At 72.7% G+C, this 14499-nt stretch carries 13 protein-coding genes; 7 read left to right on the top strand and 6 right to left on the bottom strand.

Annotated features, from left to right (window positions below):
- Window positions 1-91 precede the first annotated feature (91 nt).
- The 4 genes from iolC (at window position 92) to iolD (ending at window position 4989) form a co-directional block, all read left to right on the top strand.
- Entirely contained in the window at window positions 92-1081 is a 990-nt protein-coding gene (gene iolC / locus AB0C59_RS11795; protein ID WP_363003205.1) for a 5-dehydro-2-deoxygluconokinase, read from the top strand.
- Window positions 1082-1286: 205 nt separating this feature from the next.
- Window positions 1287-2189, top strand: coding sequence for a deoxyribose-phosphate aldolase (locus tag AB0C59_RS11790; protein WP_363003203.1), 903 nt, complete (start codon window positions 1287-1289; stop codon window positions 2187-2189).
- A 14-nt stretch (window positions 2190-2203) separates the two neighbouring features.
- Window positions 2204-3103: a 5-deoxy-glucuronate isomerase gene (gene iolB / locus AB0C59_RS11785; RefSeq protein ID WP_363003201.1), complete on the top strand. Its 900-nt coding sequence runs from the start codon at window positions 2204-2206 to the stop codon at window positions 3101-3103.
- An 11-nt stretch (window positions 3104-3114) separates the two neighbouring features.
- Entirely contained in the window at window positions 3115-4989 is a 1875-nt protein-coding gene (gene iolD, locus AB0C59_RS11780; RefSeq protein ID WP_363003199.1) for a 3D-(3,5/4)-trihydroxycyclohexane-1,2-dione acylhydrolase (decyclizing), read from the top strand.
- Here the strand turns inward: iolD and AB0C59_RS11775 are convergent.
- The 4 genes from AB0C59_RS11775 to AB0C59_RS11760 all read right to left on the bottom strand — a co-directional run bounded on the left by AB0C59_RS11775 (window position 4986) and on the right by AB0C59_RS11760 (window position 9609).
- The gene (locus AB0C59_RS11775; protein ID WP_363003197.1) at window positions 4986-5471 is read right to left on the bottom strand and encodes a GNAT family N-acetyltransferase; all 486 of its coding nucleotides are present in this window, start codon (window positions 5469-5471) and stop codon (window positions 4986-4988) included. The two genes, iolD and AB0C59_RS11775, sit on opposite strands and share 4 nt — an antisense overlap.
- Before the next feature lie 40 nt (window positions 5472-5511).
- Window positions 5512-7932 carry an MFS transporter gene (locus tag AB0C59_RS11770; RefSeq protein ID WP_363003195.1) on the bottom strand — a complete coding sequence of 807 codons (2421 nt, stop codon included), beginning with the start codon at window positions 7930-7932 and terminating at the stop codon, window positions 5512-5514.
- Between the two features lie 221 nt (window positions 7933-8153).
- Complete coding sequence (locus AB0C59_RS11765) at window positions 8154-8597, bottom strand: SRPBCC family protein (protein WP_363003194.1); 444 nt, start codon at window positions 8595-8597, stop codon at window positions 8154-8156.
- A 43-nt stretch (window positions 8598-8640) separates the two neighbouring features.
- Window positions 8641-9609 carry an alpha/beta hydrolase gene (locus AB0C59_RS11760; protein WP_363003192.1) on the bottom strand — a complete coding sequence of 323 codons (969 nt, stop codon included), beginning with the start codon at window positions 9607-9609 and terminating at the stop codon, window positions 8641-8643.
- 163 nt (window positions 9610-9772) lie between these two features.
- On the opposite strand from AB0C59_RS11760, the gene AB0C59_RS11755 reads away from it, so the two are divergent.
- Window positions 9773-10813 carry an Rv2578c family radical SAM protein gene (locus tag AB0C59_RS11755; RefSeq protein ID WP_363003190.1) on the top strand — a complete coding sequence of 347 codons (1041 nt, stop codon included), beginning with the start codon at window positions 9773-9775 and terminating at the stop codon, window positions 10811-10813.
- Here the strand turns inward: AB0C59_RS11755 and AB0C59_RS11750 are convergent.
- Window positions 10802-11044, bottom strand: a complete 243-nt coding sequence (locus AB0C59_RS11750) for a hypothetical protein (protein ID WP_363003188.1) — start codon at window positions 11042-11044, stop codon at window positions 10802-10804. The genes AB0C59_RS11755 and AB0C59_RS11750 overlap by 12 nt on opposite strands.
- A 223-nt stretch (window positions 11045-11267) precedes the next feature.
- On the opposite strand from AB0C59_RS11750, the gene AB0C59_RS11745 reads away from it, so the two are divergent.
- Complete coding sequence (locus AB0C59_RS11745; RefSeq protein ID WP_363003186.1) at window positions 11268-12857, top strand: alpha/beta hydrolase; 1590 nt, start codon at window positions 11268-11270, stop codon at window positions 12855-12857.
- Between the two features lie 121 nt (window positions 12858-12978).
- Window positions 12979-13509, top strand: a complete 531-nt coding sequence (locus tag AB0C59_RS11740) for a GNAT family N-acetyltransferase (protein ID WP_363003184.1) — start codon at window positions 12979-12981, stop codon at window positions 13507-13509.
- A 4-nt stretch (window positions 13510-13513) separates the two neighbouring features.
- Here AB0C59_RS11740 and AB0C59_RS11735 read toward each other — a convergent pair whose 3' ends face one another.
- Window positions 13514-14089: an adenylosuccinate lyase gene (locus AB0C59_RS11735; protein WP_363003182.1), complete on the bottom strand. Its 576-nt coding sequence runs from the start codon at window positions 14087-14089 to the stop codon at window positions 13514-13516.
- Window positions 14090-14499: the final 410 nt, after the last annotated feature.

The following is a 14499-nucleotide window of genomic DNA, read 5'->3' as shown; positions in this document are numbered from 1 at the left end:
GGAATAAGTCCGAATGTAAGTACAAACACTTGACAGTCGTGCCGTGCGCGGCTTAGACCTGTCACGCATCCCCGTACGAGGAGCGACACGCATGCCCGAGCCCGCCGACCGTTTCGACCTGATCACCATGGGACGCATCGGGGTGGATCTCTACCCCCTCAAGAGCGGCGTGCCGCTGGCGGAGGTGGAGACTTTCGGGAAGTTCCTCGGTGGCTCGGCGGCCAATGTCGCGGTCGCCGCCGCGCGCCTCGGCCGCGCCGCCGCGGTGATCACCCGGACCGGTGACGACCCCTTCGGCGCGTATCTGCACAAGGCACTCGGGGAGTTCGGCGTGGACGACCGTTTCGTCACCGCCGTGGACGGCCTTCCGACGCCCCTCACCTTCTGCGAGGTCTTCCCTCCGGACGACTTCCCGCTCTACTTCTACCGCTACCCCAAGGCCCCCGACCTCGAGATCCGCCCGGAGGAGCTGGACCTCGCCGCCATCCGCTCGGCCCGGGTCTTCTGGGTCACCGGTACCGGTCTGTGCGAGGAGCCGAGCCGCTCGGCCACCCTCGCCGCCCTCACGGCCCGGGACAGGAGCGGCATCACCGTCTTCGACCTCGACTGGCGTCCCATGTTCTGGCGCGAGGGCGCAAGCGGTGAGGGCCGTCCCCTCGACAAGGCCGAGTCCGCGCGGCCGTACTACGCCGAGGCCCTGCGCCACGCCACCGTGGCCGTCGGCAACCTGGACGAGTGCGAGGTCGCCACGGGGGTGCGCGAACCGCGCGCCTGTGCCGAGGCGTTGCTGGCGGCGGGGGTGGAACTCGCGGTGGTCAAGCAGGGTCCGGCGGGCGTGCTGGCCGTGCACCGCGACGGTACGACGGCCGAGGTGCCGCCCGAGTCCGTGGAGGTCGTCAACGGACTCGGTGCAGGGGACGCCTTCGGCGGCTCGCTCTGTCACGGGCTGCTCGCCGGCTGGCCACTGGAGCGGACCGTGCGCCACGCGAACGCGGCCGGGGCACTCGTCGCCTCCCGCCTCGCCTGCTCCTCCGCGATGCCGACGCGCGCGGAGGTCGCCGCCCTCCTCGGCCACGACTGACGGCACGGCGGTGCCTGCCGTGGCGGCCGGACGGCACCGGACAGCGGGTTCACGAGACCTCCATCGGCCCCGCACCCCAGGACCTGCCGCCCGTCCAGCCGACCGACCGGCACCAGCCCCTCCCCACGGCGGAACCGATGCGACGGCACCGGGGTGGGGCCGGAGCCCGAGAGCCTGATGCCGCCGTCCCCGAACGGAGCCTGACGTGACCATCAGCATCCCCGACCTCGTCGCGGTGCGCGCCCGCCGGCCGCGGGCCATCGCCGAGGCCGCCGCGGCCCGGGTGCGACGGCCGCTGATCGGCGAGAGCGGCCGTCTCCTGATCGTGGCCGCCGATCACCCGGCCCGGGGCGCTCTGGGGGTCGGCGACCGGCGCCTGGCCATGGCCAACCGTGCCGATCTGCTGGAGCGCCTGTGCGTCGCGCTGTCCCGGCCCGGCGTGGACGGGGTGCTGGGCACGGCCGACATCCTGGAGGACCTTCTGCTCCTCGGTGTTCTGGACGACAAGGTGGTCATGGGTTCCATGAACCGCGGCGGTCTGTCGGGCGCCGCCTTCGAGATGGACGACCGCTTCACCGGCCACCGCGCCGAGGACATCGAGCGGCTCCGCTTCGACGCCGGGAAGCTGCTGCTGCGCATCGACTTCGACGACCCCGGCTCGCTGCGCACCCTGGAGTCCGCCGCACGCGCCGTGGACGACATGGCGGCACGCGGACTGCCCCTGTTCATCGAGCCGTTCATAGTGCGCCGCGTCGATGGCACGGCGCACAACGACCTGAGCGCCGAGGCCGTCGCCCGGTCCATCACCATCGCCTCCGGGCTCGGCGGCACCTCGGCCTACACCTGGCTCAAGCTGCCCGTCACCGACGACCCGGACGACATGACCATGGCCCTGGAGGCGTCCACCCTGCCCGCCGTGCTGCTCGGCGGTGACGTCGGCGAGGACCGGGAGGCGGTGTACGGGGTGTGGCGCAAGGCCCTGCGGCTGCCCACGGTCCAGGGCATGGTCGTCGGCCGCTCCCTGCTGTATCCCGCCGAGGGCAGCGTGGCGGAAGCGGTCGACACCACCGTGGGCCTGCTGCGAACACACCGTCCCCACCGTCCCTGAGAGGGGTAGACACCATGAGCTCGGCGCACCACCTGCCCGCGCACCGGACCTCCGACGAGGCCCACAGCGTGAACATCGGTCCCCGGCAGGCCGGCTGGGACCACTGCGGCCTGCGCGTGCTGGAACTCGGCCCCGGAGCCCGGCACTCCTTCGCCACCGACGACAGCGAGTGGATCGTGCTGCCGTTGTCCGGCGCGTGCACGGTGACCGTGGACGGCGGCGAGGCCGCGGGCGGGGACACGTTCCGGCTGCACGGCCGGGCGAGCGTGTTCAGCGCGGTCAGCGACTTCGCGTACGTGCCGCGCGACGCGCGGGTCACGGTGGAGTCCCACGACGGCGGCCGGTTCGCCCTCGCCGGAGCCCGCTGCGAGCGCCGGCTCCCCGCCCGCCACGGACCCGCGTCCGATGTGCCGGTCGAACTGCGCGGCACCGGCTCCTGCTCGCGGCAGGTCAACAACTTCGCGGCGGCGGACGTCTTCGCGTGCGACCGGCTGATCGCCGTCGAGGTGATCACACCGGGCGGCAACTGGTCGTCGTTCCCGCCGCACAAGCACGACGAGCACCTGCCCGGTGTGGAGTCGCGGCTGGAGGAGATCTACTACTTCGAGTTCACCGCCCACGAGGGCACGCCCGGCCTCGGCTACCAGCGGGTGACCCCCTCGGGTCGGGGCACCGGCACCGACGTCCTCGCGGAAGTGCGCGACGGGGACGTGATCCTCATCCCGGACGGCTGGCACGGCCCGTCCATGGCGGTGCCCGGCCATCACATGTACTACCTCAACGTCATGGCGGGCCCCGACCCGGAGCGCGCCTGGCTGATCCGGGACCACCCGGACCACGCCTGGATCCGCGACACCTGGCCCGGCCTGCCGGTGGACTCCCGACTCCCCCTCTACACCGCCCCCCGTCCCTGAGCGAGGTCCCGATGAACCGGCCCACCCTCCGTTTGACCACCGCTCAGGCGCTGGTGCGGTTCCTGTGCGCGCAGTACACCGAACGTGACGGCACACGCCAGCGGCTGATCGCGGGCACCTGGGGCATCTTCGGCCACGGCAACGTCGCCGGCGTCGGCCAGGCGCTGCTGGAGGCCGGCGAGGACGCCATGCCGTTCCACCAGGGCCGCAACGAGCAGGCCATGGTGCACGCGGCCGTCGGCTACGCCCGCCAGCTCGGCCGGCTGTCCGCGCAGGCGGTCACCACCTCGATCGGCCCCGGCGCCACCAACCTCGTCACCGGTGCCGCGCTGGCCACGATCAACCGGCTGCCGGTCCTGCTGCTGCCCGGCGACCACTTCGCCACCCGCCCGGCCGACCCCCTCCTCCAGCAGCTCGAACACCCGGGCCAGGCCGATGTGTCGGTGAACGACACGCTGCGCCCGGTCTCCCGCTACTTCGACCGGATCACCCGCCCGCAGGCGCTGATCCCGTCGGCGCTGGGCGCGATGCGCGTGCTCAGCGACCCGGTCGAGACCGGCGCGGTCACCCTCGCCCTGCCGCAGGACGTGCAGGCGGAGGCGTACGACTGGCCGCGGGAGTTCTTCGCCGAGCGGGTCTGGCAGGTGCGCCGCCCCGCGCCCGACCCGGTGGAGCTGGCGGGGGCGGTGCGCGCGATCCGCGCCGCCCGCCGTCCGTTGATCGTGGCGGGCGGCGGCGTCCACCACAGCGGCGCCGAGGAGGCGTTGCGGGACCTGGCCGACGCCACCGGCATCCCGGTCGGCTCCACCCAGGCGGGCAAGGGGTCGCTGCGGCACGACCATCCGGCCGACCTCGGCGGTGTCGGCCACACCGGCACGGCCGTCTGCGACGCCATCGCCCGCACCGCCGACCTGGTGATCGGCGTCGGCACCCGCTACAGCGACTTCACCACGGCCTCGAACACGCTGTTCGCCCATCCGGACGTGCGCTTCGTCAACGTCAACGTCTGTGCCTTCGACGCCCACAAGCTGGCCGCCCGCACCGTGGTGGCCGACGCGCGGACGGCCCTGGTGGCACTGGCCGAGGGCCTCGGCGGCCACCGGGTCCCGGAGGCGTACGAGGCCGAGTACCGCGCGGGCAAGGAGCGGTGGGACGGGATCGTGGAGCGCGCGCTGCACGCACGGGACGAGGACTCCGTGCCGACGCAGACCCAGGTCCTGGGCGCCCTGGACTCCGTCGTGGGCGAGGACGACGTGGTGATCAACGCGGCCGGTTCGCTCCCCGGCGATCTGCACAAGCTGTGGCGGACCCGTTCACCGCGCCAGTACCACGTCGAGTACGGCTACTCCTGCATGGGGTACGAGATCCCGGCGGGGATCGGTGTCCAGCAGGCGGCGCCCGGCACACCGGTGTGGTCGCTGGTGGGCGACGGCACGTATCTGATGATGCCGACCGAGATCGTCACGGCCGTGCAGGAGGGCCTGCCCGTCAACCTGGTGCTGCTCCAGAACCACGGCTACGCCTCCATCGGCGGCCTGTCCGAGGAGACCGGCGGCGAACGTTTCGGCACCGCCTACCGCTACCGCGACGGCTCGGGCGCCTTCACCGGCGCTCCTCTCCCGGTGGACCTGGCCGCCAACGCCGCGAGCCTCGGCATGGACGTGATCCGCGCCAGGACCGTGCGGGAACTGCGCGAGGCGCTCGCCGAGGCACGCGCCTCGTCCCGGCCGACCTGCGTGTACGTGGAGACCGACCCGACGCCGACCGCGCCGCCCGCCGAGGCGTGGTGGGACGTGCCGGTCGCCCAGGTCTCCTCGCGCGCCTGCGCGCAAGCGGCCCGCCAACGGTACGACGACCACACCGCCGAGCGCCGCCGCCACCTCTAGGGGGCGAGTTGGCGTCGGTACCACACACCGGGGCGGGAGCCGATGGTGGTGTCCGCCACCGCCTCGAAGCCCGTGCGGGCGAGGATCATCATGGACGCCGGGTTGTCGAGGGTCGTCCGCGCCCTCAGTTCGACCAGGGCGTAGTCCGCGGCGGCGAGACGGCACAGCCGTGTGACCGCCTCGGAGGCCACGCCCCGGCCCGAGGCGCGCTCGGCGATCCGGTAGCCGAGTTCCGCCGATCCGTGCGCGACGTCCACGAGGTTGACGCGGCCGACCAGGTCGTCCTGGTCGGCCATGACCACGTGGAAGTGGCACGCGCCCGTGTCCTGCTCGTCGAGCAGGGCCCGGTGCCGGGCGGCGAAGTCGGTGAAGTAGGCGTCTCCTCGATCCGACACCGTCCGCGCGAAGTACGCCCGGTTCTCCCGCTCGAACTCCAGCAGCGCCCGCGCGTGATCGGCACGGAGCCGCTCCAGTCTCAGCATGGGGGCGATCCTAGGGACCCCGCGCTGCCGCCGGGAGTGCTCAGTCCTCGTGGCCCAGCTGCAGATCCCGTTCCGTGCGGCCGCCGCCCGCGACCTGGAGCACCGTCGCCACCGGCGGATAGCCCGCCGCGATCACCGTGTACTCGCCGGACGACAGATCCACGAACCGGAACGTTCCGTCAGCGCCGGTGGTCAGCGTGTCCACGACGTTGCCCGCCGCGTCCAGCAGCGTCACCCGGGCGTCCTCCACCGGCCGCCCGTCCCCCGCCCGCACGGTGCCGCGCAGCACCGCGCCACCCGCGAGTTCGACGTCCTGCCGGGTCTCCCGCGAGGCCTGCACGCTGACCGGCAGCGCGGCCGGTCGGAACGCGGGCGCGCTGGCGGCGAGGGTGTACTCCCCCGCGACCAGTTCGGAGATGACATAGCCGCCCTCACGTCCGCTGCGGGTGCTCGCCACCACCTCCCCGTGCACGTTGGTGAGGGTGACGGCGGCGTCGCGCACCGGGGTGCCGTCGGCCGTCACCACCGTGCCGGCCAGCCGTCCGGCTCCGCCGAGCACCACGTCCAGTTCGACCGGCCGCTCCCCCACGGTCACGGAGACGGCCTGCGGTTGATGGCCTCCGGCCGCCGCGATCAGCACGTACGAGCCGGATCCGGGCGTGGACAGGGCGTACCGTCCGTCCTCGCCGCTGGCGCCGCGCCCGATCTGGACGCCCCCGACGTCGATGAGGGTGAGCGCGGCGCGCGGTACGACGGTGCCGTCGGGGTGCTGGACCGTGCCGCACACGGGCACGCCGGCGGCGTACGGGGAGCGTGAGTGCGGGACCTGGGCCGTCGGGTTGGGGTGCTCGGCGGGGGCGGCGTTGTGGGACACCAGCGGTTTCTCCTTGAGGAAGACGGCGAAGAGCAGGCCGAGGGCGAGCACCGGCACGAGGTAGAGGAAGATCCTCGGCATCGCCTCGGCGTACGCGGCGATGTAGGCGTCGCGTTGCGCGGCGGGCAGCGCGTGGACGAGCTGCGGGGTGATGGACTCGGGGTCGGGCAGGCGGATGCCCGCGCGGACCGGCAGGCGGCGGGCCAGGGCGTCCGTGAGACGGCCCGAGAACAGGGTGCCGAAGACGGCGGCGCCGACGCTGCCGCCGATCTGCCGGAAGTAGTTGTTGGCGCTGGTCGCGGTGCCGAGGTCGGTGGGGCGCACGGAGTTCTGCACGGCCAGGACCAGGACCGGCATCACCAGGCCGATGCCCGCGCCGAGGACGGCCATCCAGATGCTGTACTGCCATCGGGGGGTGCCGATGTCCAGCCGGGACAGCAGCCACATGCCGAGCGTCGCCACGGCGGCGCCGAGCACCGGGAACAGCTTGTAGCGGCCGGTGTGGCTGATGAGCTGTCCACTGATGACGGAGGCGCCGACGATCCCGGCCATCATCGGCAGCATCAGCAGTCCGGAGCCGGTCGCGCTGGCCCCGTCGACCATCTGCAGGAAGGTGGGCAGATAGCTGGCGGCACCGAACAGCGCCACTCCGATGACCAGGCCGACCAGGGAGGAGACGGTGAAGACGGAGTCCCGGAACAGGCGCAGGGGGATGAGGGGTTCGACGGCGAACCGCTCGGTGACCAGGAAGAGCGCCACCGCGAGGACCGCGCCGGCGCCGAGCGAGACGATGACACGGGAGCCCCAGGCGTACTCGGTGCCGCCCCAACTGGTCAGCAGCACCAGGCAGGTGGACGCCGCGGCCAGCAGCAGCGTGCCGAGCACGTCGAGCCGGGCCCTGGTGACGGGCTTCGGCAGCTTCAGCACGGCGGTGACGACGGCGAGGGTGAGCAGGCCGAAGGGCACGTTGACGTAGAAGCACCAGCGCCAGGAGAGATGGTCGGTGAAGTAGCCGCCGAGGAGCGGCCCGGCGACGGACGCGAGCCCGAAGGCGGCGCCGATGATGCCCATGTACCGGCCGCGTTCGCGGGGCGGGACGATGTCCGCCATGATCGCCTGCACGCCGATCATCAGACCGCCGGCGCCGACGCCCTGGACGGCGCGGAAGCCGATCATCTGATCCATGCTCTGGGCGCGTCCGGCGAGTGCCGAGCCGACGACGAACACGGCGATCGCGAACTGGAAGACGCCCTTGCGGCCGAAGAGGTCACCGCACTTGCCGTAGACGGGCAGGCCCACGGTGGAGGTGAGCAGATACGCGGTGATCGCCCAGGACATCCGGTCCAGGCCGTGGAGTTCACCGACGATCCTCGGGAGCGCGGTGGCCACGATCATCTGGTCGAGGGCCGCGAGCAGGAGGGCCAGCATCAGCCCGACGAAGACCAGGCGGACCTGGCGCGGGGCGAGTTCCGCGGGAGGCCGCGGGGCCGCGGGGGTTCCGGCGTCGGCCGCCGCGCGGGGCGCGTCCGCGGTCAGCTCCCGGACCACCTGCTCGATGTCCACCTCGACCGTAGTCGTCCCGCCCACGTACCGCTCCCCTCGTCGTCGTCCGCGCGGCCCATTTCTCGCATTGCACGACAACTGGGATCAAGCGCGTCGAGTCACCCGCCGGAGGGGGCGGTGGGAGGTATCCGCCGGTGGGACGCCCTACGTCGGACAACCGGAGCGCGCGGAAAACCACTCGAAACGGTGAGCGTGGAGATCGGTCGGGCGAGGGGCGCGCCGGAGCACGCCCGTCGCACCCGGTGTCACTTCTCCACGTGGGCGGCCAGCTTGGCGAGCACGGCGTCGTAGATCCGGCCGAGCCCCTTGGGCGCGAAGGTCTTCTCGAAGAAGCCGCCGATGCCGCCCGCGCCCTTCCAGGTGGTGGTCACGACGACCCGGGACCTGCCCTCGCCGGCGGGCGTGACCCGCCAGGTGGTGACCATGCTGGAGTTGCGGTCCTTCTCGACCAGTTCGCCGTCGGTGGGTTCGGTCACCTCCAGCAGGCAGTCACGGACGCGCTTGCTGGTGGCCTGGAGCTTCCAGTGGACGAGGGTGCCCTGTCCGTCGCCGCCCTCGCGCACCTCGTACTCGCTGAAGTGCTCGGACAGCAGTTCCGGGCGGGTTCCGCTGTAGTCGGCGAGAGCGTCGAACACCGTCTCCGCGTCCGCCGCGACGATCCGCTCCGTCGTGGCCTCGACCTGCGCCATGACTTCCTCTTCCTGTCCAGGTGATGGGGCGTGCGCCATCTCATCACACCTGGGGCGGGGCCCCTGACGCGGTGTCCGCTCCCGCGTGCGCCCGGGCGCCGGCCGCGTTCACCGCCCGGGGGGCCGCCGGCCGGCCCGAGAGGCATTCCTCGAAGAACGCGAGGGCGCGCAGATGGTAGGAACGCGCCGCCCAGCCCAGGCTGATGTTGTGCCCGGCGTCGGGCTGGTGCTCGACCCGGACGAGCGGCGACCCGGCCAGCCGGGCGGTCAGTTCGGCGATGTCCTGCTCCCCGTGCAGCCACCATCCCTCGTGTTCGGCGAACGTGAGCCGGACGGGGACGCGGATGTCGGGCGCGAGCGCGTCGAAGATGCCGGGCCAGCGGACGACCTCGGCCGCCTCCCGCTCCGGCATGGGGGCCACCACGGTGGCGATCGAGCGGAAGGTGTCCGGCGGGTACAGCCCCAGCGGGCCCCAGGTGCGCCGCCGGTCGGAGCCCTGCCGGATCCGGCGCAGTTCGGCCGGGTCGACACCGTAGCGGTGGCCGCAGCCGGACAGGTCCAGGGCGAGCAGGCCCCGGGCGCGCGCGGCGGTCACGAGGGCGAGTTTGCCGCCGTAGGAGTGCGCCAGCAGGAAGAACCCGCCGCCGGTGGCGTGTCCCTCGGCGAACCGCTCCATGGCCGCGTGCAGCACCTCGGCCTGCTCGGTCAGGGTGAGTCCGGCCGGCAGCTGCCGCGCGGACAGGCCGTATCCGGGGCGGTCGACGGCGAGCACCGTGAATCCGAGGCGGGCGCCGAGCGTGAGGAGGGAGAGGTCGGGATGCGCCTGCCCGTCGAAGTACCCGGCCGTCATGCCACCGCCGTGCACGGCGATCACGACGGCACGCGGCCGCCGCCCCCTGGGCTCGGCCAGAAGACAGGAGAGGGAGACGCCCCCGGCTTCGAGGGTGAGGCGTCGCACGCCCACGGAGAGCGTCCGGGACGGGGTCGGCTGGTGCATCACGTTGTGTGGCATGTGTCAGTTATGTCGCACTGGTCGACCGGGGGCCGCTGGACGCGCCGCCATCAGTGTGATGAACGCACTTTCCAGATCGATATTCGAACGATCGCGCGATTCCGCATCGCGATCAAGGGAACATGTGTTCTATTCTGACAGCAGTGCTACCGAGGAGGCGCCCATGCGCTGGGACCATCTGGCCGAGAGGCCCACCGCCGCCCGCGACGCCGCGCTGTTCGACGCGGACGCGGTCACCACCCGCACCTTCGACACCCCGGAGTTTCGTGGCATCACGTTCCACGAGGTACGGGCGCGCTCGATCGTCAACCGGGTGCCCGGCGCCTCCCGTATGCCGTTCGAATGGACGGTCAACCCGTACCGGGGGTGCACGCACGCGTGCGTGTACTGCTTCGCCCGCAGGACGCACAGCTATCTGGACCTCGACACCGGCCTCGACTTCGACAGCCAGATCGTGGTCAAGGTCAACGCGCCCGAGCTGCTGCGCTCCCACCTCGGCTCACGCCGCTGGCAGGGCGAGCACATCGCGATGGGCACCAACGTCGACTGCTATCAGCGCGCCGAGGGCCGCTACCGACTGATGCCGGGCATCATCTCGGCGCTGCGCGACCACGCGAACCCCTTCTCGATCCTCACCAAGGGCACGCTGATCCTGCGCGACCTGGACCTGCTGCGGCAGTCCGCCGCGATCACCGACGTGGGCGTCAGCGTCTCCGTCGGCTTCACCGACCCGGAGTTGTGGCGCACCGTCGAACCGGGCACCCCCGCGCCCGAGCGTCGGCTGGACGTCGTGCGCACCCTGGTCGAGCACGGCATCGGCTGCGGGGTCCTGATGGCGCCGGTGATCCCGTTCCTGGGCGACGACCCCGCCCAACTGCGGGCCACCGTGCGGGCGATCGCCGCCGCCGGGGCCACCTCGGTGACGCCCCTGGTGCTGCATCTGCGGCCGGGGGCGCGCGAATGGTTCATGGCCTGGCTCGAACAGCGGCACCCGTATCTCGTACGCCGCTACCAGCGACTGTACGCGGACGGCGCGTACGCCCCGAAGTGGTACCAGCGCCGGATCACCCGCCAGGTGCACGAACTGGCACAGGAGTACGGCATCGGGCCCACCCGCCCCGGCATGCCCCGCAGACTCCGGGCACCCGAGCCGCCGCCCCCGTCCGCGGCGCCGTCCGGACCGACCCAGCTGTCACTGCTCTGAGGACGCCGGTCCGCCCCGCGCCGGACCGGGGCGGGCGGGAGCCGTCGAGCCCCTGCCGCGCCGCGGGCAGTCCGGGTCGTCCTCGGCGCACGGCAGCGGTGACGTCGAGTCGTCCCACCGGTTGACCCAGCCGCAGACCGTGCAGGAGAACCGGTTGTTGAGGCCTTCGACGATGGCACCGCAACCGGCACAGGTGGTGCGGGTGAAGGGGAGGTCGTAGGGCGTCGGCACGGCAGCAGCGTAACGGTACCCGGGGCCGTTCCGTGGCTGTCGTCGCGCGCCGGCCGGGGACCGCGGGACAGTCCTGGGGAGGCATCCGAGGGCTTCGCGCGGACCAATCGGGTCATGTGCGGCCCGAACACCCGTGTTCGGGCGGAACTTTCGGATCTTTCCGGGACGATGCGCGAGGACCCGGCCCTCGCGGTCCGACCCCCTCCGTCCTGGGAGGCCAGACATGAGAAGACGCGTAACCGCGCTGTGTGGCGCCGGAATCACGGTGGCCTCGGTGCTCGCCGCCGTTCCGGCCGCCGCCGGCGCCTCGCACCCCGTGACCGCCATGGAAGTGAGACAGGCGGCGCAACCCACCTGGAAGCCCTGCGGCACCGACAGATTCCCGACGCTCCAGTGCACGTCCGTGACGGCGCCGCTCGACTACTCGCGCCCGCAGGGGCGGCAGATCACCCTGGCGCTGTCCCGCGTGCCGCACACCGCCTCGACCTATCAGGGCCCCCTGCTGGTCAACCCGGGCGGCCCGGGCGGAAGCGGGCTGCACCTGGCCGGGTTCGTCGCCTCCGCGCTGCCCACGAACGTGGCGGCCCAGTACGACGTGATCGGCTTCGACCCGCGCGGCGTGGGCAGGAGCACACCCGCACTCAACTGCGAGCCCGGCCACTTCGCGCCCGTCCGCCCCGACTCCGTCCCCACCCTGCCGTCCCTGGAGAGGGCGAACGTCGAGCGGGCGGCCGCCTTCGCGAAGGCGTGCGCGACCAAGTACGCGCAGGTGCTGCCCTTCATCGACACCGACAGCGCCGTGCGGGACATGGACACGATCCGGCAGGCGCTGGGCGCACCGCAGATCAACTACTTCGGCTACTCGTACGGAACCTACCTCGGCGCCGTCTACGCGAAGCTGTTCCCGCACCGGGTACGGCGGCTGGTGCTGGACTCCATCGTCGATCCGACAGGCGTCTGGTACGACGACAACATCCAGCAGGACTACGCCTTCAACTCCCGCCACCAGGCTTTCCTGGCCTGGGTCGCCCGGCACGACGGGACGTACGGACTGGGCACCGATCCGGCCCGGGTCGAGACCAAGTGGTACGCGATGCGGGCGGCGCTGTCCAAGACCCCGGCCCAGAACACGGTGGGCGCCTCCGAACTGGACGACACGTACATCCCCGGCGGGTACTACAACGGCTACTGGCCCAGGCTCGCCACGGCGTTCGCCGCGTACGTGAACCACGGCGACGCCGCTCCCCTGGTCGCCGCGTACAAGAAGATCGGCGCGGTCGACGCCGCGGGCGACAACGGATACAGCATCTACACCGCCGTCCAGTGCCGTGACGCCTCCTGGCCGCACGAGTGGGCGCGTTGGCGCGCGGACACCCGGGCGGTGTACGCCAAGGCGCCCTTCATGGCCTGGAACAACGCCTGGTACAACGCGCCGTGCGCCTTCTGGCAGCAGCCGCCGCTGCGGACCGCGGACGTGTCCAACCGCTCGCTGCCGCCGGTGCTGCTGTTCCAGGCGACCAACGACGCGGCGACGCCCTACGAGGGCGGGGTGAAGGTCCATCACCTGCTGCGCGGCTCCAGCCTGGTGGTCGAGCAGGGGGGCGGCAACCACGGCATCACGCTGAGCGGGAACTCCTGCCTGGACCGGTACCTGGCCGCGTACCTGGGCACCGGCACGGTGCCCAGGAGCGGCGGTGACGTCGACGCGGTGTGCGAGAGGACGCCGGACCCGGAACCGACCGGCACGAGGGCGGCCTCCACCGCTTCGCGGAACGGCGCGGCGCTGCACGAGCTGCTCGGCTTCCGCCGCTGAACGCGACGCCCGCCGGGGGCCGGCCAGGCCCACGCCCCCGGCGGGCCCGCACCCGGCGTGACGTGCGCGGCGCGCCGGAAATCCCGTGGCCCGCCGTCCCGCCCCGCCCTACCGTGTCGCCATGGACGGGACTCTGCGCATCCGGGACATGACCCTCGCCGACTGCCGGAGCGTGAGCGACATACGCATCCGGGGGTGGCGGGCGACCTACCGGGGATTCGTGCCGCAGTCCTACCTCGACCGGCTCGACGTGGACGCGGACGCCGAGCGGCGCCGAGCGCGACTCGTCGAGGGCGGCGACGTGGTGAACCTGGTGGCGGAGCGGGACGGCGCCGTCGTCGGTTGGGCGGCGCACGGGCCGTTCCAGGACGGCGAAGTACGCACGGCGGACGGCGAGTTGTACGCCCTCTACGTGGAGCCGGAGTTGCTCGGGGGCGGTATCGGCCACGCCCTGCTCTCCGCGGCGCTGCGGCAGCGCGCCGCGGCCGGACACGCGCGGATGTTCCTGTGGGTGCTCAACGGGAACGTGAACGGCCGGCGGTTCTACGAGCGCGCCGGCTTCCGGGCGGACGGTACGGAGCAGTCGTTCGAGGTGGACGGGGTCGCCGTGGCCGAGATGCGGTACGGGGCCGTGCTGCCGGCGCGCGGCTGACGGCTCAGCGCTGGGCGGGGATACGGGACAGGGCGCGGACCGCCGCCCGCGCGAGGGCCGGGTGGGCCAGGGCCTCGGTGAGTACGGGCGCAGCCCTGCGGTCGGCGAGCGCGCCGAGGCCCTCCACACAGGCGAGGGCCACCGTGCGATGGGGGTCGTGGGGGCGCAGCCTGTGCCGGAGGGTGGTGATCAGTGCGGGCACGGCTTCCGGGGCGCGGAGTTCGACGAGCAGGCGGACGGGGTGGAGGGCGTACGCGACGCGCAGTTCGTTCGTGGCGAGGGCGGCCGCCGCGCGGGCGGTGCGGGGGTCGCCGAGGCGGGCGAGGGCGTAGGCGGCGGAGGCGCAGCGGGGTGGGTCGCGGTGGTTGAGGAGGAGCACGAGCGACTCGAACGCGCGGGGGTCTCCCGCGAGGCCCAGGCGGAAGGCGGCCGTCTCACGGGCCCAGAGGGGTTGGGCGGGGGCCGTCAGGACGGTGGCGAGGGTGTCCAGGTCGTCGGTCGTCAACAGGGGGTTCAGCGCGGGGGAGTCCGCGGACTCGGCCCGGACACGTTCCGTCAGGGATCGCAACGCTTCGTCCATGGGGGGAGGTTAGGGGGTGCGGGGGCGCTGCGCAGCGGGTGTGGCGGGTTTTGCGCAGTTCCCCGCGCCCCTGGGGGTGGCGCCTGAGGCGCGTGTGCGGGTGCGGGTGGGTGGTGGGTTTCTTGCGCAGTTTCCCGCGCCCCTGATCAGTTATCCGCGCCCTTGATCGGTGGTCCCTGGGGGTGGCGCGCTCGTTACTGGCGGGTTAAGCTCAATCGAGCGAGTTACCCACTCGCGTGTACCCGTGGCGGCCTGGTGACGCAGCTGCCGCGGGAGCGGCTGTCACGTCCTGGGGGGCGTGGCGGCACTGGTCGGTTCGGTACCTCGTGTACCTCAGTACGACCCGGCTCCGGGACAGAGCCGGTCGGAACACCGTCGCGGGCGTGTGCACGTCCGTGGACGGGCCCGGG

Origin of the sequence: Streptomyces sp. NPDC048664, from assembly GCF_040650555.1 — a bacterium.
GTDB lineage: Bacteria > Actinomycetota > Actinomycetes > Streptomycetales > Streptomycetaceae > Streptomyces.
The sequence above is the reverse complement of the archived record's forward strand: the minus strand, read 5'-3'. Positions and strand labels throughout refer to the sequence as shown.